Here is a 24,353-nt window from a genome sequence, read left to right as displayed (position 1 = left end):
TCCAACTAATGGAAAAACAATCTATCGATCAACTCAAACAAATCTGTTCTCAAGTTAGAAGGGATTGCCTCCGTATGGTTCATGCCGTACAGTCAGGACACCCTGGCGCTGCCCTAGGCCTCACTGAATATTTTGTTGCGCTCTATTTCAATGAGATGACGCACGACAGCAAATTCAAGATGGATGGCAAGGGTGAAGACATGTTCTTTCTTTCCAATGGGCACGTTTCTGCACTTTGGTACAGTGTATTGGCCAGAAGCGGATACTTCAGCACAGAGGAATTGGGGACATTCAGGAAATTGAATTCACGGCTTCAGGGGCATCCGGCTACTCATGAGGGACTTCCGGGAATCAGAATCGCTTCCGGTTCATTGGGACAGGGACTTTCTGTAGCCATCGGTGTTGCCCAAGCCAAAAAAATCGATAAGGACGACAAGCTTGTCTATGTGATGATGGGTGACGGCGAGCAACAGGAAGGTCAGGTTTGGGAAGCCGGTATGTATGCTGCGCACCACAAAGTAGACAACCTGATTGCGGCCATTGATTATAATGGGCAGCAGATAGATGGTCCAACTGCAAAAATCATGGATTTGAAAAATCTGAGAGCAAAATGGGAAGCATTTGGCTGGGATGTGATCGAAATAAAAAAAGGAAACGATATAGAATCAGTAGTAAATGGCCTGGCTGAAGCAAAAGGCCTTACCGGAAAAGGAAAACCTGTGATGATTCTGTTGTATACCGAAATGGGATATGGCGTGGATTTCATGGTAGGCACTCATAAATGGCATGGTGTGGCACCGAGTGATGCTGAACTTGAAAATGCTTTGGGACAATTGGAAGAAACTTTAGGAGACTATTAATCATGGAAAAGACCTTAGACTTAAAATATACCTTCACGGAAAAAAAAGATACCCGCTCAGGATTCGGTGACGGATTGCTTGAGGCAGGCCGCAAAAATCCAAATGTCGTAGGACTTTGTGCTGACCTGATCGGATCATTGAAAATGGGGGCCTTTCAAAAAGAATTTCCTGAAAGATTTTTTCAGGTAGGTATCGCTGAAGCAAACATGATAGGTTTGGCTGCAGGTTTGGCTATTGGAGACAAAATTCCTTTTACGGGTACTTTTGCCAACTTTTCCACAGGAAGGGTTTATGATCAAATCAGGCAATCTGTAGCGTATTCTGACAAAAATGTCAAAATATGTGCGTCCCATGCAGGCTTGACTTTGGGAGAAGACGGAGCAACACACCAAATTTTGGAAGATGTGGGCATGATGCGCATGTTGCCGCATATGACTGTCATCAATCCATGCGATTACAATCAGACCAAAGCCGCAACTTTAGCTTTGGTAGACCATGTCGGTCCTGCATATTTGAGATTTGGACGTCCTGTTTGGCCAATTTTCACGCCGGCAGACCAAAAATTCGAAATCGGTAAAGCATGGAAAATGATCGAAGGAAAAGATGTAACCATCTTTGCTACAGGTCATCTGGTTTGGGAGGCTGTTGTTGCAGAAGCCATGCTCCGTGAAGAAGGCATCTATGCAGAAGTGATCAATATCCACACCATCAAGCCTTTCGACGAGGCCGCAGTATTGGCATCTATCGCCAAGACGGGTTGTGCGGTATCCGCAGAAGAACATCAGATCAACGGTGGTTTGGGAGATAGTATTGCACAGTCTTTGGCAAGAAACAGCCCAGCTCCGCTAGAATATATCGGAGTATTGGATTCCTTTGGAGAATCAGGTACGCCAACTCAATTATTGGAAAAATATGGTTTGAATGCTGAAAATATTGTGAAAGCTGCTAAAAAAGCAATCTCAAGAAAATAAAACATAAAACCGTAAAATTCTGAAACCGTGGTGGCTTTTCCATCACGGTTTTTTTAATTTTAGGTAATCCTTAACCCAACATGATAATCATGATGAAATCCCTGCCGTTACTTTGTATTTTGACCCTTTTCATGTTTGGTCCCGAAAACTGTTCTTCAAAAAAAACAGCACTGCAATCCAAATCACTTGAATTAGGATTCAAACCGGAAGCAACCGATTTAGCTTCAAACTTTTACTCTTTAACTGCTCTTGCAGACAAAAAAGAGGCAAATTTAAGATTGGAAAAAAAGAATTTGGTAGGAGTATACTTCATGCCATCATGGAATCTATCCGCAGATCCCAATCAGGATATCGATAGCTTTTGGGCTTGTCTCACAGGGAAGGAGAACTGTGGTCATCTCAATAATACTGAAATGTGGGGACCGAAAGGAAGGATTTACAATGCTCAAAATCCTTATGAAGGCCCATTTTTAGAAAGAAAGCCCCATCCAAGTTTAAAAGGATTTTATAAAAGAAATGATCCTGAAGTTGCCAAAAAGCAACTGGAATATATGAAAAACTATGGCATCGATTTTTTTGCCTATGACTGGTTTTTTGGAAGGCATTACTATTATCACCTGAATTTTGCCCCGCAGGCAAATACTTACTATCCTTCCGGATGGAAGACTGATCCGGCTAGAGCCGGTAGGGTTGAAGTACCCGGAATCGAACAATGGAATGAACAATTGACTGTGTTGTTGAGTGAGAATGAAAAATTACCCGAAGACAAGCAAATGAAATGGGCCATCAATTGGGTGGATGACAACGGCGAAAAATGGATGAATTGGTTGGATATCGGTTCTCCTCAAAGTATTGCTGCCGGAAGAAACTATGAAGGTGAAGTTCCTGACAAGCAGCTTTTCCTGAAAGTCCATGACAAAATTACCCAACTTTGGATAGACAAATATTTTAATAGAAAAGATTATCTCAAAGACGAAAGCGGTAGACCGATTGTCTATTTCTATTTTCCCCAAGACATGGAGACAAAAGCAGCATATTATGGAATTTCTATGAAAGAGCTTCTTGACCGGTCCAAAGCAATGGCCCAAAAAGCCGGATACAAAGGTATTAAATTCATTGCTGCTGCTGCCGGTGCTATGACTGAACGAGAAAGAATATATGCATTACCTACAAATTGGAAAGCTACCAATCAAAAAGAACCTTGGAAAGGCGGGAACTTTATAAACAAAATGTTATTGCAGGAATATGTCCCAAGATTGAAAGGAATGGGATTTGAAGGAATGACTGCTTATTTATACCATACTTATATGGACAAAGACAACCGGTCATACAGTGACATGAGGACCAATTATAAAAGTCATTGGCAAAAATGGTCTGAGATGTTTAAAAATGATCCCAACTTTGAATATCAGATTCCTGTGGCAATGGGTTGGGATATGCGGCCTATGGGAGGCACTTGGCCTCAGACAACCGGTTTCCCAAGCGAGCCTTACAAAGACAATGTCCACAGTACCAAGTCAACATTCAAAGCCAAGCTTCTTGAAGCTCAAAAATTTTCTGAAAAGTACAAGTCATCAAACGGAAACACTGTGATGATATGTTGCTGGAATGAATACCTTGAAGGCAATCATATCGAACCAACCGAAGGTCACGGATTTGACTATTTAGAGGCCATCAAAGAGGTTTTTGTAAAGGAAAACTGAGATAATTTGGAATATGATTTTCCGCTTCTTTTCATTAAAGTGATATTCTTCTACAAACGGGACGGAAGACCGAAGTCGGAAGACCGATGAACCGGACAATTCTAATCTCCTAGCAAGATTTATATTGAATTACCTTATAATTTGCATCATTGAGTTCATACACAATACTGAATAATTTTAGAAAGGATAAAAAATGTCGACACCAATAAGAATCCTTGTAGTTGGTTGCGGAAATATGGGGGCCTCCCATGCAACTTCCTACCACAACATGCCTGAATTTGAAATCTGTGGCCTTGTGGCAAGAGGAGAAAGTAAAGTCAGACTGAATGAGAAATTAGGTAGTAAATATGACTTGTTCGATGATTTTGAATTGGCACTGAACAAATCAAAACCGGATGCGGTGTGTATTTCTACCTATCCCGATACGCATGAGGAAATGGCCATCAAAGCTTTGGAAAGTGGTTGCCATGTCTTTATCGAAAAACCATTGGCCGACACTGTAGAAGGTTCACAACGAATCATAGACGCTTCCAAAAAAGCCAATAAAAAAGTGGTTGTAGGCTATATTTTGAGACATCATCCTTCTTGGGAAAGGTTTATACAAGAAGCACATAAACTCGGCAAACCTCTAGTCATGCGGATGAACCTCAACCAGCAAAGTCATGGATATATGTGGGATGTGCACAAAAATCTCATGAAAAGTTTGAGTCCGATTGTGGATTGTGGCGTTCATTATATTGATGTGATGTGCCAAATGACCCGGTCAAAGCCGGTTTCTGTATCTGCTATCGGGGCAAGGTTATCTGATGAAATACCCCTTGACAATTACAATTATGGCCAACTTCAGATCAGGTTTGAGGACGGTTCAGTAGGATGGTATGAAGCAGGTTGGGGGCCGATGATTTCCGACAATGCATTTTTCATCAAGGATGTCTTTGGTCCAAAAGGGGCAGTATCAATCGTAGCAAAATCAGCGGGGTCAGCCGGGAAATCAGACAATGTGGATTCCCATACCAAAACCGAAAGCATCAAAGTCCATCATGCTGATTTAGATGAAAAAAATCATTTTACAAAAAAAGATTTTTGGATCGATATGACGGATGAACCTGATCATCAAGGTCTTTGTGACCGGGAGCAAGAGTATTTCCTTAAGGCTATCCAGCAAAACATTGACCTGACTGATCATTTGGAAGATGCCATCAATAGCCTAAGGATTGCCTTCGCCTGTGATGAATCTGTTAAATCCGGAAATATAGTTTTCCTCTAAAACCAATTATAAAATGATGGACATGCCAAGCCTAGGATTCGTTTATCACGGATTTGCTTTTTTGAGCATGTTTTTAGTGAGTTGGTGGGCATATAGTAAAAATAGCCTCAAGTTTTTTTCTCAAAATGGTTGGGCCAAATACAATAGCCTCCATTTTTTTCTCTTGACTTGGGGGATTATGGTTTGGGCAGTGGTTCCAACTATCCTGTCACGGCATAGCCTTTCTTTACTTTTTGCTTCTGATGAAAATCCTGTCAGTACAATCCAGTTGCTTTTGGTTTTTGGACTTTCTGCTTTGGCATTTTTAGCAGGTAGATCACAATCAAAAAAGTTGGATGTTAATTCTGGAAATCTTCTCCCAAATCCATCCCTTGTTGTCATTTTGACTTATTTTATCTTCCGCTTTCTTTTTCTAATTTCCTATGAAATATGGTTTAGAGGCTACTTTTTGGATGATTTGACTTCTATATTTTCCATACCAGTGGCAATCGGAATTAATGTCTTTTTTTATGCTCTAATCCATATTTTAGGCGGACAAAAAGAAGCGTTGGGAAGCATTTTATTCGGTGTTATCTTATGCTTGATGGTAGTCTACTTTGGAAATGTTTGGCCGGCTATCATCATTCACCTTTCTCTATCATTTGGCTACGAGGCAAGTTTTTTTGCAAGGAAACTCAAAACCGGATTTGAAAAATAGAATTAAAGGAAAATCAAAGGTCAATTTGCCAACACAAAAACCGGCAAATCCACTGATGCAGGTGGGTTGATATCTTTGGGCACAGAAGAGGACTGTGGTTCAGGTGCGTTTGAAAAAAGAACAATTCCAAACTGACTGATGGAATCTACATTTAATATTTTAATGGTTACTACAGGTAAATCTGAATCGCTTCCGGCTGTGTTTGTTTTTATTTCAATTACCTCAAATGCAACCAATCCCAGATTGGCTCCCTGAAGATTGCCTTCCAAGGGCGAATAGTTAACATTGATGTCACCGTCATAAACCACCGCCAAAACTTTGGAACCAACTAGCATTTTCAATCCCGTTGCCCTCATAGGAGTCACCAAAGGTATTTCATCCAATAGCACTTCACGGTCATTGTCAATATTGGGAGCACCCAATCCCGGACCGGGAATGAGATAATTCTTGGCACCATTATCAATAGGTCCGGCATTGACCCACCTATTTGGAATATTCTTTAGAGTAAACCAGCCTTCATCACCCACCTGTCCTGTATGTAGATCAATGGTCTTACCCACATTATCTTTAAAAAATTTCAGTTGTGTTCTTTGGCCCACTGCTGCAATCTGATCGTTAACATCTGTTTCAGAAAAGTTGTTTGGCTCATTTCCATTGTCGATGCTGCTTTCATCGATAGCCATCAAGACAAGATAATCTTCATAAACCGGGCTGAGATCCTCATCTTCCGAACCCGTCATACAGGATCCCAATACAATGAAAATCAAAAAAGTGTAACTGCTTAATTTTTTTCTCATGGCTATTTGGTTTGTAATTATCTCGGGAGAGAATCTATACCAAATTTTATGCCAATTAGTTAGTGTAATTCAATTAAAGTAATACTTTAATTAAGGTTGGTGTTTGGCAAGGTACTCAGTGGGTGACAAACCCATGGAAGACTTGAATTGTCTGTTAAAATTAGACAGGTTGTTAAACCCTGATTCATAGCCTATTTCCGAAATATTCATCTTCTCTTCCAAAAGCAACTTACAGGCATACCCTATTCTGATTTCATTTAGGAATTTGGAATAGTTTTTCTTGGTGTTTTTCTTAAAAAACCTGCAAAACGCCGTTGGATTGAGATTGGCAAGGTCCGCTACCTCTTCCAACGTGATGTTTCTATGAAAATTGTTGAATGTAAATGAATATACTTTATCGATTCTGCTATCGCCGTTTTTTTCTTTGGGATGTTGAAAACCCTTCGAAGAAAGGTAGCAATATTTGGTTTCCTCAGATAATTCATGGAGTAACTGCATCAATCCAACCCACCTTTGGAAACCTTCCGCGTGGTGGATAGCAAGCATTTTTTCTTTGGCTGACTCTTTCAATGCACCACCAAAGAGAATTCCTTGCGATGCCCTTTCAAACAGTCCTTTTATTTGGATCATTTCAGGGATATCCATCAATCCTTCCCCCGCAAAATCCTTTCTGAAATGCAGTGTGATGGATTCTGCAGTCAGAACACTTTCTTTCTCGAAATATGCCTTGTCATTTTGCCACATATGGGGGACATTTTCTCCTATTAAAACCAATTCTCCTTCAGAGAAGGGAAGAATGCTGTCGCCTACAAAGCGTGTACCCGTACTTTTGATCATACATACCAATTCCAGCTCGGAATGGTAATGCCAGATATTGAGAAAATGCGGGTAGTTGTGGATGGCAGAGATAAAGGATTTGTCAAAAGGCTTCCTCCGCTCAAGTAATTTTGCTTTCATGTCGAATCTTGGGGTTCTTACGAAGATTTAAATTCCACATTAATCAATTTGTAATCTTACTGTTTTTTTGCTTATTCTGACTGTATTTTGTTCAAAATATCGATATTTTGATATCTTTTGGATATAATTAACTAATACTTATAACTGCATATTAATTATCGGTGCCCGTTGATGCAAAAATCCTAATCCAAATCACCTGTTGCTTTCTAATTTAAAATAGTTGGTCTTCCGAAAGATGACTTCAATTATTTACATTTTGAGACTTGAAGAAAAAGGAGAATTACTACCCACCAACTTCAAAATAGCCTCTCCCCCACTCCACCACAGGTTACTTATTTCGAATCACATTCTTATATTTAGCTTATGAAAAACATCATTATCACCGGTGGGGCAAGTGGAATCGGCTTGGCTATCACCCAGCTTTTTGCTTCAAAAGGAAACAACGTGTATTTCCTTGATTATAATGAACCCTTAGGAAATGAAGTTGAAAAAGAACTTCTTGAAAAAGGCCATAAAGTTACTTTCCTCCAAGCCGATGTTTCAAAATTAGAGGAGGTCAAAAAGACTTTCGAAAGATTGCCTGATAAAATCGACGTGTTGGTCAACAACGCAGGAATCTCTCATATAGGAAACTTGGAAAATACCACAGAGGAAGATTTTGAAAGGGTATTTCAAGTCAATGCAAAAGGTGTATTCACCTGTAGTCAGGCTGCTATTCCCAAACTCAAAGCAAATGGAGGCGGCTGTATCATCAACATGTGTTCTGTCGCAGCCATTATAGGTATTCCGGATCGATTTGCGTATTCCATGACCAAAGGCGCAGTATATTCCATGACACTTTCTATCGCACGGGATTATGTGAGTGACAATATCCGATGCAATTCAATTTCTCCGGGTCGGGTCCATACACCCTTCGTAGATGGTTTTTTGGCGAAAAACTACCCGGGACAGGAAAAAGAAATGTTTGCCAAATTGGCCGCCACTCAACCAATAGGCAGGATGGGAACTCCCGAAGAGATCGCAGGCTTGGTCTACTACTTAGGTTCGGATGAAGCATCCTTCATCACAGGAAGCAATTTCAATATCGACGGTGGTTTTATGGGGTTGAAAGTATGATCAGAAATTGCCGGGGAATCAAATTTTATCTAATGTTTCCTTTGTCAAGTCACCTTTTGCATCTCCTGTATTCAAAGTAGTGGCAGGTTCAAAGAGCATTACAGATACTTCTTCCTCTGCCACAGGCCGGTGTTCAACCCCTTTGGGAACAACCAAAAATTCTCCTTCATGAAGGTCAATAACTTTTTCCCTAAGTTCCATTCTGAAACTACCTGAGACGACAAAAAACAGTTCGTCCTCGTGGTCATGTTTGTGCCAGACAAACTCTCCTTTGAATTTGACGAGCTTGACCTGCTGCCCATTGAGTTCACCCGCAATCCTTGGATTCCAATAATCCTGAAAGAGAGAAAATTTTTCTGAGAGATTGACTTTTTGCATGGGATCAGAATTTTGGTTTTGGAAATAATTATTGAGTAACAAGGAATTTTTCCATTGAAGCAATGATACGAATTTGGTTTATTTTTCCTTATGCCAGTTTTTGACCAAACCGGTTGCAATATTGCTGTTTGTGGACCAAACCATTTTTTGGTATATTCAAAATTACAACTTGCGTAAACCCAAACCCAATGAACCGCCGAAACTTTGTAGGAATGTTGCCCGGATTGGCTGTACTGTTTTCCAGCCAAAAACTTTTGTTGGAAAGGGAAGAAAACCTACCGATTTCTGCCAATGAATACAACTGGGTAACTTTCTACGACCGTGAAGGTAGAGAATGGGGAAAAGATTGGGACGCTTGTTTGTCAGAATTTGCCAAAACCAAGATACCGGCATTCGAGCCTTCCATCAGTGATGCCACCCATCTCCAGGAATTGATCCCATTTTTGGAAAAATACCGGATTCAGCTGCCATCCATCTATGTCGGCAGCCTGATGCATGAGGACGATCTCGCCCAAAAATCAATTGCGCAAATTCTAGAAATAGCGAAACAGGCCAAGCCAGTGGGTACCAAAATCATCGTGACCAATCCCAACCCGATAAGTTGGGGAAGCGGACAACTCAAAAATGACAATCAACTCATATGTCAAAGTAGCCATTTGGATAAGCTTGGAAAATCCCTCAGGACAATGGGAATCAAGTTGGCCTACCATACCCATGATGTGGAATTGCAGGCCGGGGCAAGGGAATTTCACCATGTCCTCCAGAATACTTCACCCGAAAATTTAGGCTTTTGCATGGATGTACATTGGATTTATCGGGGCTCGGGCAATTCACAGGTTGCGGTTTTTGATACGCTCAAAATGTACGGTAACAGAATTGTATCTTTTCACCTCAGACAATCCCAAAACGGAATCTGGACTGACACTTTTCAACCCGAAGGTGATATAGATTATGTCAGGTTTGCGCAGGAAGTCAAGAAAATGGGAATCAATGCCCATTTGGTGATCGAGCAATGTCTGGAAGAAAAGACCGCCCAAAACAACAACGTTGTCGAGGCTCACAAAATCAACTACTCAGCAATCAAAAAACTCTTTAACAGCTAAAACATGGTAAACATTTGTATTCTCGGAGGAGGTTTTATCGGTCGCTTTTATGCAGATTCTCTGATAGGAAGAAGGGGAAAAGACCAGGTAAAAGTCGTTTATGCACGAAAGGAAGAAACTGCATTGAGATTTGCCAAGGACTATAATGTCCCCCATACTACCACCGATATGGAGGCGGCCATCACCCATCCTGAAACCGATATTGTCGTCATCGCCCTGCCAAACTATGTCCACGAAGAAGCTGTCATGCTTTGTGTCAAACACAAAAAACCGGTGCTTTGTACCAAACCATTGGGGAGAAATGCCGAAGAGGCACTCCGGATGACTTTGGCCTGTGAAGAAGCCGGGGTTTTTGGAGGTTACCTAGAAGATCTTTGCTACACACCCAAATTTCTCAAGTCTGTCAAAAGCGTGGAATCTGGGGCAATAGGCAGAGTGCTTTGGGCCAAGTCAAGGGAAACTCACCCAGGCCCACATTCCGATTGGTTTTGGGATATCGAAAAAGCCGGTGGAGGTGCCATTCTCGATTTGGGATGTCACTGTGTGGAGATTTCAAGGAATTTTATCGGAAAAGATGTTTTGCCTGTGGAAGTAATGTGTTGGGCAGATACCCAAGTCAAACCCATTGATGCAGAGGACCACGCCATCGGTCTGGTCAAATATGAAAATGGGGCGATTGGCCAATTTGAAGTTTCCTGGACATTTCGGGGAGGAATGGATTTGCGGGATGAAGTGATGGGAACGGAAGGCACGATTTGGATCAATTCCTTCTTGAGGACAGGATTTGAGATGTTCACTAGTGGTGCGGGAAATGATTATGTAGCAGAAAAGGCAGAATCGTCTTCAGGATGGCAGTTTCCGGTTGGTGATGAAGCCCACGAATTGGGCTATCCCAATATGTTCAACGACATGTTTGACACATTCGAAAAAGGGATCCAACCGCGTGAAACTTTTTACGACGGCTACGTAGTCAATGCCATCATCGATGCTGCATACAAGTCAGCCAAAACAAAACTTTGGGAACCGGTCCAACTTCCTGTTTGGAGGGGAAAAAGAGGCTTGACCAAACCTTCCGTATACCAGGAGCATGATGCCCTTCATTGGTTTATCAAAGAAGAAATCCTGCCAAATGGAGACAGAAAGCTGATTTTGAAGAACAAAGAAACCGGGGAGATTGTGATGCGGTAGGTTTTGTGGTTTAAGGTTATTTGGTTATTTGGTTAAAGATTATTTGATTAATAAATGCAGATAGTCGAATTCCCTAAATTGAGTATGGAATTAAATATTTTAAAATAAAAGTTTAAAGAAAAAATGGGAAATCAACGCAGGGATTTTTTGAAAAAGGTCGGCGGCTCTTTGGCCTTGGCAGGATTGGGTACAGGATTACAAAATGAGGCAAATGCCAAATCAATTGCGCTAAGATCCAGTATGAAAGTCAGTTCCAATGATAAAATCAGGATCGGTTTGATCGGTGCAGGCATCATCGGCCACTATGATACGGATACGGCACTTTTGGTAGATGGGGTCGAATTGGTCGGTGCATGCGATTTGTATACAGGCAGACTGGAATACGCAAAAGAAAAATGGGGGAAGGATTTCTATACAACCAGGGATTATAGGGAATTATTGGCAAGGCCTGACATTGATGCAGTCTTGATATGTACTCCGGACCATTGGCACGAGCGCATGGCAGTCGATGCCATGAAAGCGGGGAAGCATGTCTATTGCGAGAAACCCATGATCCAACAAATCACCCAGGGACATGCCATCATTGATACCCAAAAAGCAACCGGAAAAGTGTTTCAGGTTGGAAGCCAACGGGCAAGTTCTGTGGCCATTTTGGAAGCAAGAAAAATCCTCCAAAGCGGAATGATCGGTGAACTTACCTATGTCCAGGCTTTCTGCGACCGCTCCGATGCACGTGGCGCGTGGCAATACTCCATTCCCACCGACGCCTCCCCTGCTACTGTAGATTTTGATACTTTTTTGGGAGACGCCCCCAAAACTGATTTTGATGCCAAGCGATTCTTCAGATGGAGAAATTACAAGGACTATGGAACAGGCGCTGCAGGTGATCTGATTGTGCATTTGCTGACAAGCATCCATACCATTACAGATTCTTATGGCCCAAATAAAATCTACAGCATCGGGGAATTGAAATTTTGGAAAGACGGCAGAGATGCCTATGATATTATCAACGCCCTAATGGATTATCCAAAAAATGAGAAACATGGGTCATTTCAGGTTTATACCAGAGTAAATCTCGCAGACGGTGAAGGCAAAGGTGGATTTGGACTAAAAGTGTATGGCACTGAAGGTGTCATTGATATTGGATGGAATGACTTTAAAGTCAGCACGATCAAAAGACACGCAGAACCGGGATTTGGCGGATATGATTCGTTTAACAGCTTTTCAGCCAAACAAAAAGAGGATTTCCAAAAGTGGTACAAAGAGACCTATGGCAACGGAGAGGGAGGTTATGAAATGGGAAAAGAAGTAAATTTCAACGCTCCAAAAGGTTATGATGACCGTTTAGACCATCTGATATCATTTTTCAACGGAATCCGATCAGGAACTCCCATCTTGGAGGATGCCTCCTTCGGATTACGGGCAGCTGCCCCTTCCCTTGCCTGCAACCTGAGTATCGATTTGCAAAAACCAATCCTTTGGGATCCTGTTGCGATGAAGATGGGTTGAACAAATAATTCGATCAAACCAGAAACAACAATGCCGGACTGTTTGAAGCTATCCGGCATTGTTTATTCAAACCTGAAATCAAATCTCTATAATCGTGTCCGCTTTATTGCACGTAGCCAAACAAATAATGGTTGGGGAATGATTAGCGGTTCTGTGGACGGTGGACCGTTGTCCGTGGACGAGTATCCGCATCCGATAATTTCCTATAAAGCCTAACGAACAACAATGCGGATACTCTTAAATTCTTCAATACATCTCAATTTAAAAAATACATCTTAAAACTTCCGCGGTTTTTCACCTCGATCTCCCCTCGGTATTCGCAAGGAAAATTATTCTTGATCAAATCATAAGTTGTTTCCGACAGGTTAATCCTGCCGGGAAGGGAAGCGGACTCCATTCTTGAGGCGATGTTTACAGTATCACCCCAAATGTCATATTGCCACTTATTTATGCCAACTATCCCGGCTACAACCGGTCCTGAGTGAATCCCAATTCTTACTTCAAAATGCGGCAAGCCATCATTTTCTTTTTTTTCACGTTCCACTAAGGCTATCATTTCCTTAGCCGCTTTGGCCATATTGATAGCGTGGTTTTTAATGGGAGTGGGTATTCCTCCTGCACACATGTAAGAATCTCCGATGGTTTTTATCTTTTCAAGTCCATATTTAGAAATGATTTCATCGAATCCTTTGAAATAAAAATCAATGCTCTCTACCAGTTTTTCAGGTTCTATTTTTTCAGCCAATGAAGAAAATTCAACAAAATCAGTGAACAAAACCGTAACCTTTTCGGCTTTTACAGCTTCCACTTTTCCTTTCAATTTCAGCTCTCTTGCCGTTTCAAAAGGAAGAATATTCAGCAACAAAGTCTCTGACCTTTTCTTTTCCTTTTGTATATTTTTGAAATACCAGAATAATGTCCCCAAAATAATTACTCCCAAAACTACTATGATGACCAAAGAAATGAGAATTATCCTCTGATTCTCCTTTTCTTTATTGAGAAGATCGACTTCAACCTGCTTTTGTGAAACCTCAAAATCCGTCCTGAGATCGGCCATTTTTTGGACAGAATTCAGGTTATTGATACTGTCTCTATAAGCAATGTGGTCCTTGAAATACCTGAATGACTCACTGGTATTTCCCGCTTTTTCATAGAGTTGAGAAAGCTTGAGGTTGGCATCCGAAATTTGCTCTTTGAGACCATGGACTTGGGCAAGTTTAAGGCTTCTCATAGCATAATTCAATGCTTCGGCATCATCACCTTTTCCCAAATAGACATCAGACATTGCGATGAGGTAGGCACAGATGGGATAAAAGTTTTCCAAATCATCCAGAATCAAAATCGCCTCATTAATATTTTTTTCTGCAAGGTCGCTTTGTCCAAAATTGGCATACACCATTCCAAGATTCCCAAGACTAAATGCTTTGCCTGTTGGATAATCGGCTTTTTCGAAAATCAATTCCGATTCCCTGAAGTACACCAAGGCCGAATCGTAATTCTTGATTTTGAAGTGTTCATCCCCGGCATTCATAATTGCCGAGGCCAGTGCTACCGAATCCTCTGTTTCCCTTAATGTTGAAATAGCCTTATGGTAATAAAGCATGGCATTTGAAGGGTTGTTGGAGGAGGAATAGATATCTGCTATTGTCATATATGCAGAACCCTCCCCTGTTTTATAGTCAGCTTTTTTAGCCACTTCAACACTTTTGAAATAAGCATCCAATGCAAGGTCAAAATCACCTTGATACTTGATTTTATTTCCTTTTTGTAAATATCCCCGGTATAAGTAAAGGTCATTTCCAAGTTTCTCGGATAAGCTTATCAATTCTTCCGCGTACTTGAGACCTAACGAAAGATCCCTCATTTCATTGAAGGAAAGGTTTCTCAGGAGCTCCAATTTTTCGGCATCGGGCAATGTGCCCTGATTGTAAATTAAGGCAAGACTATCAGCTAATTTTTGATCTTGAGCAATACCGCTTTGGAAAAAAAGGCAAAAATAGAAGGCTAATAAAGAGTAATATACCTTTTTATTAAAAATCATAAGCCAATTCAAGGGTTAACCTGGATTTTAGGATCGAAGCTATAATCCTTGTCTTTTGCGGTATATTCTATGGTATAATCTTCCTCAGCTTCGCTTATATTTGGATTGATGACACCTAACCACGCTGTAGAATTCTTGATTTTTAATGGCCCCATACTGAAAACGTTGGTGGAGGTTTCGTCTTTTTGGATGTTATTGACCTTGACTATTCCTTGGTCGGGATCGATATCCCAAATAACCAAATCCCCCGGCTTTACTTTGGTATTTCCCTTGTCGGACAGTTTTAATTTTCCTTTAGACTCAATTCCTTCAATGGTGATATAATGAATTTTCATAGTGTCAAAAATTTATGGTTGAAGATAAAACTTAACATGAGTGTCTGTGAATAGATTTGGGTTTTTACTTACGATCAGGGAATAATGATTTAGAATTTTATGAACATCCTTTATAAAAGGTTTAAGATACAGTGCCCATTTTTTATAGTAATCAAAGTTCTATCAAGGGTTCACCATTATTTTTGGATCAAAAATCTCAATTTGAGTTCCCCCATCTCGTGTATAATGGATGTCATACTTCTCCTCCGAACCTCCGGAAATAGTTGAACTGATTGTTCCCCTCCAATTTCCAGAATTTCCAAATGGTGCAGGAATTTTACTGAAAACTTCCACTCCGCCACTTTTTTCAATTTTATTAATTTCTTGAACTCCGGATTGAGGTTGGATTATCCAGGTGACTGTGTCACCCCTGTCAACATTGGTCTGGCCATGGTCAGATAATTTTAAGTCTCCGTTTGCTTCAATTCCTTCAATGTGAATTGGTCTGTTTGGCATATTTAAGAAAGATTGGGTTTGAATTGAATTTTAAAAATCATTTTACACAATTTCAAAAGAAATTGCAATAGCTTAATCATCAAGGCCTTAAATAATGTATAAAAAGCCTAAAACATTCGATAAAAAAGCTGTCTTCGATGCCTTTTTACTTAAAATGCAAAGCTATATTTTAAGATTAATTATTAAACTGGTTCGGTACATATCACATATTCGATTCCAAAAAACGCCCATATTTTTGTTTTTATGTATCTCATCAGATCAACTTTTTGAATACCCTGTTCTAAATTACCTTATCTCACCACAATCTCTCCCTGCCTGTGAAAAGACCGCCTATTTCTTAAAAACCGTCTCTGTAACGTCGTTTTCTACCGGTTCCAGACTGTTAAGATAAATATAAAGTGCCTCAAGGTCCTGGTCAGTCATCCTTGAAAAGGGACCCCAATGCATGGGAGAAATCTTGATGATCCTTCCCTGTCTAAATCTTGCCTTCCATTCTTCCACTGTTTTGAATTTGGAAAGTGCACTGTTTGGGTGGGGAGTGATATTGGGACTCCTGGCCCACAATTCGGGATCTTCCCCGATGTATTTATGAAATTCAGGAAAAGGTTCGAATTCAAAACCTCCGGAATATTCAGGACTCAATGCCTCGAATGTCATGGGGTCCCTTCGGGTATGACAACCCACGCAATTGGCCACATACCTGGCAAGGTATTCTCCCCTTTCCACGGTGGCAGCCATAGGGGGCGCATAGGAAGGAGGAGTAGGATTTTCAACCGGATGAAATGAGGAAGCAAATACCCTGATTGCTTTTCCCATAAATGACCATTCAGACTTTTTGACCTGATTTTCTACCGGTTCCATACTCCGAAGGTAGGACACCACAGCCACCAAGTCCTCATCTGCCATATTCCAAAAAGGCATCAATACCGAAAGAGCAGCAGTTCCATCGGGTTTCACCACATGACGCATCATCCTAAAAAGTTGCCCATCAGTATACCTCCCGGTGCCTGTATTGGAATCCGGAGTCAAATTTGGGATATACATAGTTCCAAGTGGTCCCAATGGAAACGGAGCGCCGCCTTTGAGTGGTGTCACTTTACCTTGATCCGCTGAAACCATGTCTGCAAAACTCGATACATGGCAGTTGGAGCAGTGGGCAGGCCCGTGAACAAGATATTTTCCCCTTGCAATCACAGTGGAGTCGGCTGTGACCTGAAGGTCTGGATAAGGCACATCGTAAATTTTGTCCCAAGAAAGCAGAATGTAAGTGACAAAAGCTCCTGCCACAACAAAGAGACCTATTAGGATACCGAGCAAAATCTTCTTGATCATATCATGTCATGGTTTATGGGTTTGTACTACGAGAATTTAACTGATAATTTGTTGGATATAAAACTCCTTTGGACGAAATGCATCATATTTTGTCCCAAAGTGCCTAAAAACTTTCCACCCGACATGCTTGCTTATAAAATCCGAGAGGGTTTGAAAAATAGTCAGTAAGATAAAAATTGAACCTACAAAAAATAGCCCCAAATAATCGAGAATGAGGAATTGGTCTAGGTTGATTATCGACATCAAAAAAATGAAACCAATAATTTTAAAAACCTGGAATCTTAGAATAATTCCTGCTGAGTTTTGAAAAAAACATTTGGATTACCTGATCTGAATCGCCATATCCTGTTTTTTGGCTTTTGACCGGTTGAGGTAATTCAATCTCAAACCAAGGCCGATACCAACATGCCACCTGCCATCTTCCACAGCTGTTTTGGAATTGTAAAATAAGGGGACCTGAACAGCAAAAAGCTTGTAGCTATAGGTAAATCCAATACCCAAAGTGGGTGTAACAAAAGCATTTTTGGGGGTAGAATTGTCTTTCTTATAGCGTAATGAAGGCAGTGCGCTCAAGATAAACCTTGAATCCCCACGGGTCATGTTGATATTTGGACCCGTAAAATTGGTATAACCTCCCCCATCGACAAATCCTGCCACAATGATGCCATCATAAGCGGCTACTTGGATGATGTTTTTGGTTTCTTTCTCAGAGTTTCCTACGGTTTGGGCTTCATTATTTGTCCAAATAAATAAAGCCAAGGCAGCGCATACTAGGAATCGAAATTTCATGGAATAAGATTTAAGTGAACGCTATCCATTTTGACTTTCTGTTTCAGAAATATAAAAAAAATCAGTCAACCAATGAACATTGTCTATGATGATTTGAAATTTCTCCAACACCAAAAATTCAAACAATGCTTCGGGCAAATAACTTACCACAAACCTCCCAAGAAAAAGATGCGAGAAACAAGGGCCAAGTTCTTTTCACAGATGTTTATTTGTCAAAAATTGATATTCACTGCATTTTTTTGAAGTCAATTGCAAGAATACTTGATGAATATTTATATTTGGGTGGTTTAACGAATAAAAACCAGATATTCGAAGCAACCACAATTAGGCGTGGCCGATGGCTGCGCCTCTTTGTTTTGAAAAGAAAAAACCGGAAAAAACAACCTCAGCCTTCTGCTGAGAAACAACAGATTTACAGCAAAAACAGAAAAAAATAGAAAATAAACTTGACAAAACACTGTCAAAATTCATCCAAATCCGAGGGCCATAAGTTATATTTGATTTGGAAGTTCGTATTATTATTTAATATTTTGTCATTTTAAAAAACCAAAAACCTAAGTTATGAAAACCCCAAAATTAAAATCCCTTACACTAATAATTGTCTTTGCAGGACTCCTTGCAGGTTGTTCTCCCTCTACCAAAATATTGGGGTCTTGGAAAAGCCCTGATGCAGAAACTGCCGGTTATTCCAACCTTTTTGTAGCAGCATTGATCGGTGACAATTTTGTGACCAAAAAAACCATCGAAGATGACATAGATGAGTTATTGGTCCAAAAAGGTGTTCAGGCCATCAGCAACCTGGAGCTTGTAAAACCTGGATTAATTTTGACCAATGAAAACAAAAACCAAGTCGCACAGGAAATCAAAAAAAGCGGAAGGGATGGTATCATGACCATTGCCATCATCGATCAGACCAATGAAACCAGGTATGTTCCCGGTACTACTTCTTACAGCCCCATGTATTATGGAGGCGGTTACGGAAGATTTGGCGGGTATTATGGGATGTATGGTCCCACTACTTATTCTCCCGGATATTATGCCACTGACAAAAACTTTTACGTTGAAATCAACCTTTATGATTTAGCTACAGAGACCTTGGTTTGGTCCGCGCAATCCGAGACTACCAATCCCTCTAGCATTGACCAAGTTGCTAAAGAGTTTGCTTATGTAGTAGTAGACAAAATGATAAAAGATGGGATTATCGTTCCAAAAACCAAAGAGAAGAAATAATCTTCTTCTTAAGAACAGAAAGGGCTTGCACCAATATTTTGGAGCAAGCCCTTTTTTCATTCAAAAAATTATTCTCTGAGCGAATTGCTTTAAAATATCAAAGCTCCAAAACAATACTGCTGTACCCGGGAAGAATGATTTTATTTCCTTCTTTTTTGGCTTCTCCAAATGAATAAATGATAGTCGGGAATTCTTCTGGAGCATCAATTTGAATAACAGCACCACTTAGATTGTGTACAACGAATACTTCTTGGTCATCATGAATCCTAAAAAAAGCCATCAAAGGAGAAGGAAGTTCGCCTTCGTACAACTCCAGACTTCCCAAAGCCAAAGCCCTGTTGCTGTTGCGGAGTTGGATGATTTCTTTGTAGTGGTTGAAATAACTCGTGCTCATTGACTTTTGAATCGCAAGTGGTGTCACCACATCATCTTTCGAATAAGTCGGCACCATCCATGATGTCCGTCCCTTATCATTGGCTTTCATGTCCCAAAGAAAAGGCTCTCTGATATTCTCATCGGGCTTTTTGCCCAGCAAACCGATTTCTTCTCCATAGTATAAATAGGGTGCTCCCGGCATGGTCATCAGGATATTGATGGCCTGCTTCAACTTCCTGGGATTTTCATCCAACGAATTGAGCAACCTCGGTTGGTCATGATTGGAGGAAAATGTCGCATCGATAAATTCTTCTGTAATCCCGTTATAAAAGTCCAAAACCTCTTTTTGCTTTTTGGCAAGCAACATTCCATCTTCTTTTTTATAGGATTCAATCAAAGTATAATGAAAATCGAAGTTGAACAAAGCAGGCAAACCAGGCAAATAAGGAGCGACTATTTCCTTTTTGTCATAAACCTCCCCGACCAGGTAAACATCCGGCTTGATGGCGGTCATTTTATCCCTGAATTCCTTCCAAAAAGCATGGTTGTCTACAGGCCTGTCATCCGGAAAGATATGCTTGGCAGCATCCAGTCTAAACCCGTCCACTCCTACTTCTTCCAGCCAAAACCTTCCGATTTCATAAATTTCTTCCCTTACTTTTGGATTGTCAAAATTTAGGTCAGGCATACCTCCATAAAAAAATCCATAGTAGTAATCCTCTCCCATACCCGGGTCATGCCATTGCTTGACGTTATCACTGTCCAAAGTGATGGTTTTCTTGTTGATATAAGCGGCAATGGTATCCTTTTGCGCCCAAACATAGTAATCGCGAAAGGGATTGTCTCTCCCTTTTTGGGATTCCAAAAACCACGGATGCCTGTTGCTTGTGTGGTTGATGATCATATCAATCACCACTTTGATGTCATTCTTATGGGCTTCATCCAAAAACGCCTTAAAATCCTCCATTGTCCCATAATCCGGGTGGATGCTTTTATAATCTGTTACGTCATATTTATGGTAACTCGGAGAGGCCATGATGGGCATAAACCAAATGGCATTTGCACCCAATTCCTTGACATGGTCCAATTTCTTTTTTACACCATTGATATCCCCTATTCCATCTCCGTTTGAATCATAAAACGACTGGATAAATATCTCATAAGTAATCCCCGCCTTAGGCCAGTGGTTTTCAATTTTCTTTTCTTTCTTGCCCAAGCAAGATGAAGCTGTGAATGTCAAAATCAGTAGAAAGACTTGGATTGAATTAATTTTCATAGGGTAATCTTTAAAATAGAAAAAGTCACCTATAGTGACTTTTTCAGGGTTTTTAATAAATAGAGTTAGTTTCTGTTGATAGCATTGAGCATTTCAAAAGCAAGTTCCAATCTTTTCATGAATGTTTCTTCACCTTTTCTCAACCAGACTCTAGGATCATAATATTTCTTGTTTGGACTGTCCGGCCCTTCAGGATTACCTAATTGCGACTGGAGATATCCTTCATTTGATTTGTAGTAATTCTTGATACCTTCCCAGAATGCCCACTGCTGATCGGTATCAATATTCATTTTGACAGAACCGTAGCTGTTGGCTTCTCTGATTTCGGCTTCTGTTGAACCTGAACCTCCATGGAAAACGAAGAACAACGGCTTACCTGTGGTTCCGTATTTTTTATTGATATAATCCTGAGAATTCTTCAAAATGATTGGCTTCAGGGACACATTGCCTGGCTTATATACACCGTGGACATTGCCAAATGCTGCTGCAATCGTAAACAAATCATCCACTTCTTTGAGGTGTTCATAAGCATACGCCACTTCCTCAGGTTGGGTGTAAAGTTTGGAACTATCCACATCTGAGTTGTCCACGCCGTCTTCTTCACCACCGGTCACACCCAATTCAATCTCAATTCCCATTTCAAGCTTTTTGAATTTCTTGAAATATTCCACAGAAATTTCAATGTTTTCTTTGACAGGCTCCTCAGATAGGTCCAACATGTGAGAGCTATATAAAGGCTTTTTGTAAGCTGCATAATATGCTTTACCTTCTTCCAATAGACCGTCTATCCAAGGAAGTAATTTCTTGGCGCAATGGTCTGTATGCAAAACAACAGGGACTCCATATGCTTCTGCCATTCTGTGCACATGCAAAGCTCCCGAAATAGAACCTTGTATTGCTCCGATCTGGTTTTGATTTCCTAATCCTTTTCCGGCAAAAAACTGACCTCCGCCATTTGAAAACTGTATGATTACAGGAGAATTGACCTTTTTTGCTGTTTCTATGACTGCATTTACCGTGCTGGTATTGATTACGTTAACAGCGGGCAGTGCAAATTCACTTTCTTTGGCATAAGACAATAGGTCCTTGAGTTCTTCTCCGTACTTGACTCCTGGTTTGAATTTCATGTTGATTTAAAATAGGTTGATTATTTCTTTATAAACCGCTTTCTCATTATTTGACGGTTATCACTGATTTCAAAGATATAAAGACCTGATGTAAAATCCTGTATATCGACTTGCAAATTCTTGTCCATAGCCAAATTAACCTCCTCTTGAAGGACTTTTCCGGTCACATCCATTATCCTGAAATTTACCTTGTTCATAGATGAGGGAATCACGACAGTCAACCTGTCTGATGCAGGAACCGGATAAATTTTAAACTCTGAAGGATTTCCGATCTCCGGATTGATGGAAAGAATCGGATCCTGTAAGATCTCTCCTTCAGGCAGAGGAAGCTTTTTGTTGGTAAACATTAAGAACTCATTCGCCCTTAACCTGAAAGACCTTGAAATTCCGGTAAGGACGATTTCTTCCCCTGTGAAGAAATTATACCAAGTGCCAGTAGAAGGGAAAGTGAGGGTAGCGTTGTTTATATCTGTTAAACCGAAGTTTCCATAAAGCACCATTCTAAAATCCCCATCTGTCAATTTGATACTTTTCAAAGGCTGTGTCAGCTCTAAGGTTGCATTTTGGGGTTTGTTAAAGGCATTGTTTGTACTTTTCAGCTCCATCATTGCCTTGTACATATTGAGGAGGCGCTGTCTTTCCGGATCGTCTAGGTATTGCCATTTTGTTGGTTTGATGCCCAATCTGTCGTTATTCAGTTCAACATCATAGCCAAATTCCTCAAATTGCCACATCATCTTTGGACCCGGAATGGAGAAGAAAAATGCAGCCATCAGTTGGTTTCTATTCACGGCATTGCTGAGTTGCCTGATATTCAATGGTGAGGTCTGACCCCAGGTCAATGATTCCCACATGGTCCTTTCTTCATCATGACTTTCCATATACCCCACCAATGTATTGTTATTCCAGCCTCTTGTTTGATAGTAGCCCCAATCAAAATTTCTTGAATTCCCTTTGGCAATATCCCTAAAGTCAAAATTCATATTTCCCCAGAACATCAGTCCGTGGTTGGACAATTCTTTCTCTTCAGTATTGTCTGCAAAATGCTCCAAAATGACATAGGCATCAGGGTGGTTTTTCTTGATCTGATCATAAATGTTCTTCCAGATACTGATCCTAGAAGGATCATATTCCCCAAAGAAACCGACGTTGTCCCCTGAATTGACTTGGGTAAAACCTTTACTCAGATCAAACCTGAAGCCATCCACTTTGTATTCTGTAAGCCAATAATTATTGACCGAATCCACAAAAGCTTTGGTATAAGGGCTTTCATGGTTAAAGTCATAACCTACATTGAAAGGATGCTTTGCAACCCTGTTGAGCCACGGGTTGTCTAAAGTAGGAGCGCCATAATCTCCATCATTGTATAGCCTTACAAAAGGACTCTGCCCGAAAGCATGGTTGAGAACCATATCCAATATGACCACCATTCCTCTTTTGTGGGCTTCGTCAATCAGTTCTTTCAAATGGTTCTTTGGACCATAAAATTTGTCTACGGCAAAAAAGAAAGAGGGATTATAACCCCAAGACAGGTTTCCTTCAAATTCTTTGATAGGCATCAATTCAATGGCATTTATCCCCAAACTTGCCAAATAATCAAGTCTATCTACCACGGCCTTGAAAGTCCTTCGGTCATCAAAATCCCTAACCAAAAGTTCATAAACCACCAATTCTTCCATTGCCGGTTTTTCATAGTTCAGGTATTTCCATTGGTATTGGTCCTGCGCAGTCTGAAGAAAAGTGGCCTGGAATTCAGTTTTTCCTTTGGGATAAGGTTTCAATCCGGGGTATCTGTTTTGGGCAATGATCTCATCGTCGAGAAATGGGTCTGAAACTTTATCAGCGTAAGGATCCCCTATCCTAATATCTCCATCCACCAAATACTGGAAAATGTATTCCTGCTTCGGAACCAACCCTGTCAACCTGTACCAAAACAATTCTTTGTCAGGGGTTTGGTTCATCTGAAACTGTGGAAGTACCTCCCAATTATTGAAATCTCCAATCAAGAAGACATTTTTCTTAAGCGGTGCTTCCAAAACCAAAATTGCCTCGGTATCCGAAATATAATTGATTCCTTTTTTAGCCCCTGCCGGAAGAGGCGCTTGTGGGCTCGGTCCCACTACAGTCAGGGTAATTTCAGAAGTATCCTCTTCCCCTGTTTTTGTAGCTTTGGCAACTACCTTGAATGCTCCCTCGGTAGTGGCCTGGAAAGTGTAAGTGAGATTCTCAGCAGCAGGTGCTGAAGCCACCGCTGTTCCGTTTATTTCTAAGCTTAAATCTGCTTTGTCTGAGGCCGCAATCCTTATTTCTTGAGATTCTCCCAATTCCAATAATTTGGAGGAAGTTGGATTGGTAAAGGTAACTTCAAAGCCTTGACTGAGGTCAACAAAAAAATCCCCATTGGTATCGTTTTTGCCTTCCAACGAACCAGTGGCATTTCTAAATACCATTCCAAGTCTATATATCGTCTGACTGGCTGTTGGCTTGAAAAATTCGTTGGGAGTAAATTCCCATTCCCAAATATTGGGAGCGGTTTTGACCATTCTTGCATTGGGATCGGCAGTACCCCAAGTAAAGGGCACAATGGCCCAAGTTGTAGAAGTCGGTCCTGCTACAACCGCACCTATATGGATATAGACAGGATCAACGTCCTTGAGTCCTGTGGTTCCTTTGGTGGCATCGTAAATGATTTTGATCTTTTGATCGGCACGGGGAAAAGTAGGTTGTGTGGTTACTTGGGAAAAACCAAAGCTCAGGTTCAATAAAAAAAATATCGGGATTAGGATTTTAATTTTCATTGTATGAAT

The 24,353-nt window shown here is 40.7% G+C and carries 22 protein-coding genes; 11 read left to right on the top strand and 11 right to left on the bottom strand.

Annotation, left to right across the window (positions count from 1 at the left end; translation table 11 throughout):
• Nucleotides 1-8 precede the first annotated feature (8 nt).
• The 5 genes from DQW11_RS14880 (at nt 9) to DQW11_RS14860 (ending at nt 5,498) form a co-directional block, all read left to right on the top strand.
• Nucleotides 9-860 (top strand): transketolase, encoded by an 852-nt coding sequence (locus tag DQW11_RS14880; protein ID WP_113924838.1) that lies wholly within the window; start codon nt 9-11, stop codon nt 858-860.
• A gap of 2 nt (nt 861-862) precedes the next feature.
• The gene (locus DQW11_RS14875) at nt 863-1,831 is read left to right on the top strand and encodes a transketolase family protein (protein WP_113924837.1); all 969 of its coding nucleotides are present in this window, start codon (nt 863-865) and stop codon (nt 1,829-1,831) included.
• A gap of 89 nt (nt 1,832-1,920) precedes the next feature.
• A complete protein-coding gene (locus tag DQW11_RS14870) occupies nt 1,921-3,534 on the top strand; it encodes a glycoside hydrolase family 99-like domain-containing protein (protein WP_232826759.1) in 1,614 nt (537 codons plus the stop codon).
• 193 nt (nt 3,535-3,727) lie between these two features.
• A complete protein-coding gene (locus tag DQW11_RS14865) occupies nt 3,728-4,801 on the top strand; it encodes a Gfo/Idh/MocA family protein (protein WP_113924836.1) in 1,074 nt (357 codons plus the stop codon).
• 13 nt (nt 4,802-4,814) lie between these two features.
• Nucleotides 4,815-5,498 carry a CPBP family intramembrane glutamic endopeptidase gene (locus tag DQW11_RS14860; RefSeq protein ID WP_113924835.1) on the top strand — a complete coding sequence of 228 codons (684 nt, stop codon included), beginning with the start codon at nt 4,815-4,817 and terminating at the stop codon, nt 5,496-5,498.
• A gap of 20 nt (nt 5,499-5,518) precedes the next feature.
• Here the strand turns inward: DQW11_RS14860 and DQW11_RS14855 are convergent, their stop codons facing one another.
• Entirely contained in the window at nt 5,519-6,295 is a 777-nt protein-coding gene (locus tag DQW11_RS14855) for a hypothetical protein (RefSeq protein ID WP_232826758.1), read from the bottom strand.
• A 90-nt stretch (nt 6,296-6,385) separates the two neighbouring features.
• Nucleotides 6,386-7,252 carry an AraC family transcriptional regulator gene (locus DQW11_RS14850; RefSeq protein ID WP_113924834.1) on the bottom strand — a complete coding sequence of 289 codons (867 nt, stop codon included), beginning with the start codon at nt 7,250-7,252 and terminating at the stop codon, nt 6,386-6,388.
• 363 nt (nt 7,253-7,615) lie between these two features.
• Between DQW11_RS14850 and DQW11_RS14845 the strand changes: the two genes are divergently transcribed.
• Nucleotides 7,616-8,368, top strand: a complete 753-nt coding sequence (locus DQW11_RS14845) for an SDR family NAD(P)-dependent oxidoreductase (protein WP_113924833.1) — start codon at nt 7,616-7,618, stop codon at nt 8,366-8,368.
• Nucleotides 8,369-8,386: 18 nt separating this feature from the next.
• On the opposite strand, the gene DQW11_RS14840 is transcribed toward DQW11_RS14845, so the two are convergent.
• A complete protein-coding gene (locus tag DQW11_RS14840; protein ID WP_113924946.1) occupies nt 8,387-8,746 on the bottom strand; it encodes a cupin domain-containing protein in 360 nt (119 codons plus the stop codon).
• Between the two features lie 188 nt (nt 8,747-8,934).
• Between DQW11_RS14840 and DQW11_RS14835 the strand changes: the two genes are divergently transcribed.
• The 3 genes from DQW11_RS14835 to DQW11_RS14825 all read left to right on the top strand — a co-directional run bounded on the left by DQW11_RS14835 (nt 8,935) and on the right by DQW11_RS14825 (nt 12,546).
• Complete coding sequence (locus DQW11_RS14835; RefSeq protein ID WP_113924945.1) at nt 8,935-9,849, top strand: sugar phosphate isomerase/epimerase family protein; 915 nt, start codon at nt 8,935-8,937, stop codon at nt 9,847-9,849.
• A gap of 3 nt (nt 9,850-9,852) precedes the next feature.
• A complete protein-coding gene (locus DQW11_RS14830; protein WP_113924832.1) occupies nt 9,853-11,037 on the top strand; it encodes a Gfo/Idh/MocA family protein in 1,185 nt (394 codons plus the stop codon).
• 123 nt (nt 11,038-11,160) lie between these two features.
• Nucleotides 11,161-12,546 carry a Gfo/Idh/MocA family oxidoreductase gene (locus tag DQW11_RS14825; protein ID WP_113924831.1) on the top strand — a complete coding sequence of 462 codons (1,386 nt, stop codon included), beginning with the start codon at nt 11,161-11,163 and terminating at the stop codon, nt 12,544-12,546.
• Between the two features lie 256 nt (nt 12,547-12,802).
• Here DQW11_RS14825 and DQW11_RS14820 read toward each other — a convergent pair whose 3' ends face one another.
• The 5 genes from DQW11_RS14820 to DQW11_RS14795 form a co-directional block, all read right to left on the bottom strand.
• On the bottom strand, nt 12,803-14,587 hold the full coding sequence (locus DQW11_RS14820) for an adenylate/guanylate cyclase domain-containing protein (protein WP_113924830.1): 1,785 nt from the start codon (nt 14,585-14,587) through the stop codon (nt 12,803-12,805).
• A gap of 8 nt (nt 14,588-14,595) precedes the next feature.
• On the bottom strand, nt 14,596-14,922 hold the full coding sequence (locus tag DQW11_RS14815; protein ID WP_113924829.1) for a hypothetical protein: 327 nt from the start codon (nt 14,920-14,922) through the stop codon (nt 14,596-14,598).
• A gap of 162 nt (nt 14,923-15,084) precedes the next feature.
• Nucleotides 15,085-15,417: a hypothetical protein gene (locus tag DQW11_RS14810; RefSeq protein ID WP_113924828.1), complete on the bottom strand. Its 333-nt coding sequence runs from the start codon at nt 15,415-15,417 to the stop codon at nt 15,085-15,087.
• Between the two features lie 330 nt (nt 15,418-15,747).
• Nucleotides 15,748-16,749, bottom strand: a complete 1,002-nt coding sequence (locus DQW11_RS14805; RefSeq protein WP_113924827.1) for a c-type cytochrome — start codon at nt 16,747-16,749, stop codon at nt 15,748-15,750.
• Nucleotides 16,750-17,070: 321 nt separating this feature from the next.
• Entirely contained in the window at nt 17,071-17,538 is a 468-nt protein-coding gene (locus tag DQW11_RS14795) for a hypothetical protein (RefSeq protein WP_198669906.1), read from the bottom strand.
• A 125-nt stretch (nt 17,539-17,663) separates the two neighbouring features.
• Between DQW11_RS14795 and DQW11_RS14790 the strand changes: the two genes are divergently transcribed.
• A complete protein-coding gene (locus DQW11_RS14790) occupies nt 17,664-17,975 on the top strand; it encodes a hypothetical protein (RefSeq protein WP_113924824.1) in 312 nt (103 codons plus the stop codon).
• Between the two features lie 124 nt (nt 17,976-18,099).
• The gene (locus DQW11_RS14785; protein WP_113924823.1) at nt 18,100-18,768 is read left to right on the top strand and encodes a hypothetical protein; all 669 of its coding nucleotides are present in this window, start codon (nt 18,100-18,102) and stop codon (nt 18,766-18,768) included.
• A gap of 97 nt (nt 18,769-18,865) precedes the next feature.
• On the opposite strand, the gene DQW11_RS14780 is transcribed toward DQW11_RS14785, so the two are convergent.
• The 3 genes from DQW11_RS14780 to DQW11_RS14770 form a co-directional block, all read right to left on the bottom strand.
• A complete protein-coding gene (locus DQW11_RS14780; RefSeq protein WP_113924822.1) occupies nt 18,866-20,419 on the bottom strand; it encodes an alpha-amylase family glycosyl hydrolase in 1,554 nt (517 codons plus the stop codon).
• 65 nt (nt 20,420-20,484) lie between these two features.
• Nucleotides 20,485-21,546 (bottom strand): class II fructose-bisphosphate aldolase, encoded by a 1,062-nt coding sequence (fbaA, locus tag DQW11_RS14775; RefSeq protein WP_113924821.1) that lies wholly within the window; start codon nt 21,544-21,546, stop codon nt 20,485-20,487.
• A gap of 20 nt (nt 21,547-21,566) precedes the next feature.
• Nucleotides 21,567-24,344, bottom strand: a complete 2,778-nt coding sequence (locus DQW11_RS14770; protein ID WP_113924820.1) for a DUF4961 domain-containing protein — start codon at nt 24,342-24,344, stop codon at nt 21,567-21,569.
• Between the last annotated feature and the right edge of the window lie 9 nt (nt 24,345-24,353).

It is taken from the genome of Cognataquiflexum aquatile (assembly GCF_003316845.1).
GTDB lineage: Bacteria > Bacteroidota > Bacteroidia > Cytophagales > Cyclobacteriaceae > Cognataquiflexum > Cognataquiflexum aquatile.
The sequence above is the reverse complement of the archived record's forward strand: the minus strand, read 5'-3'. Positions and strand labels throughout refer to the sequence as shown.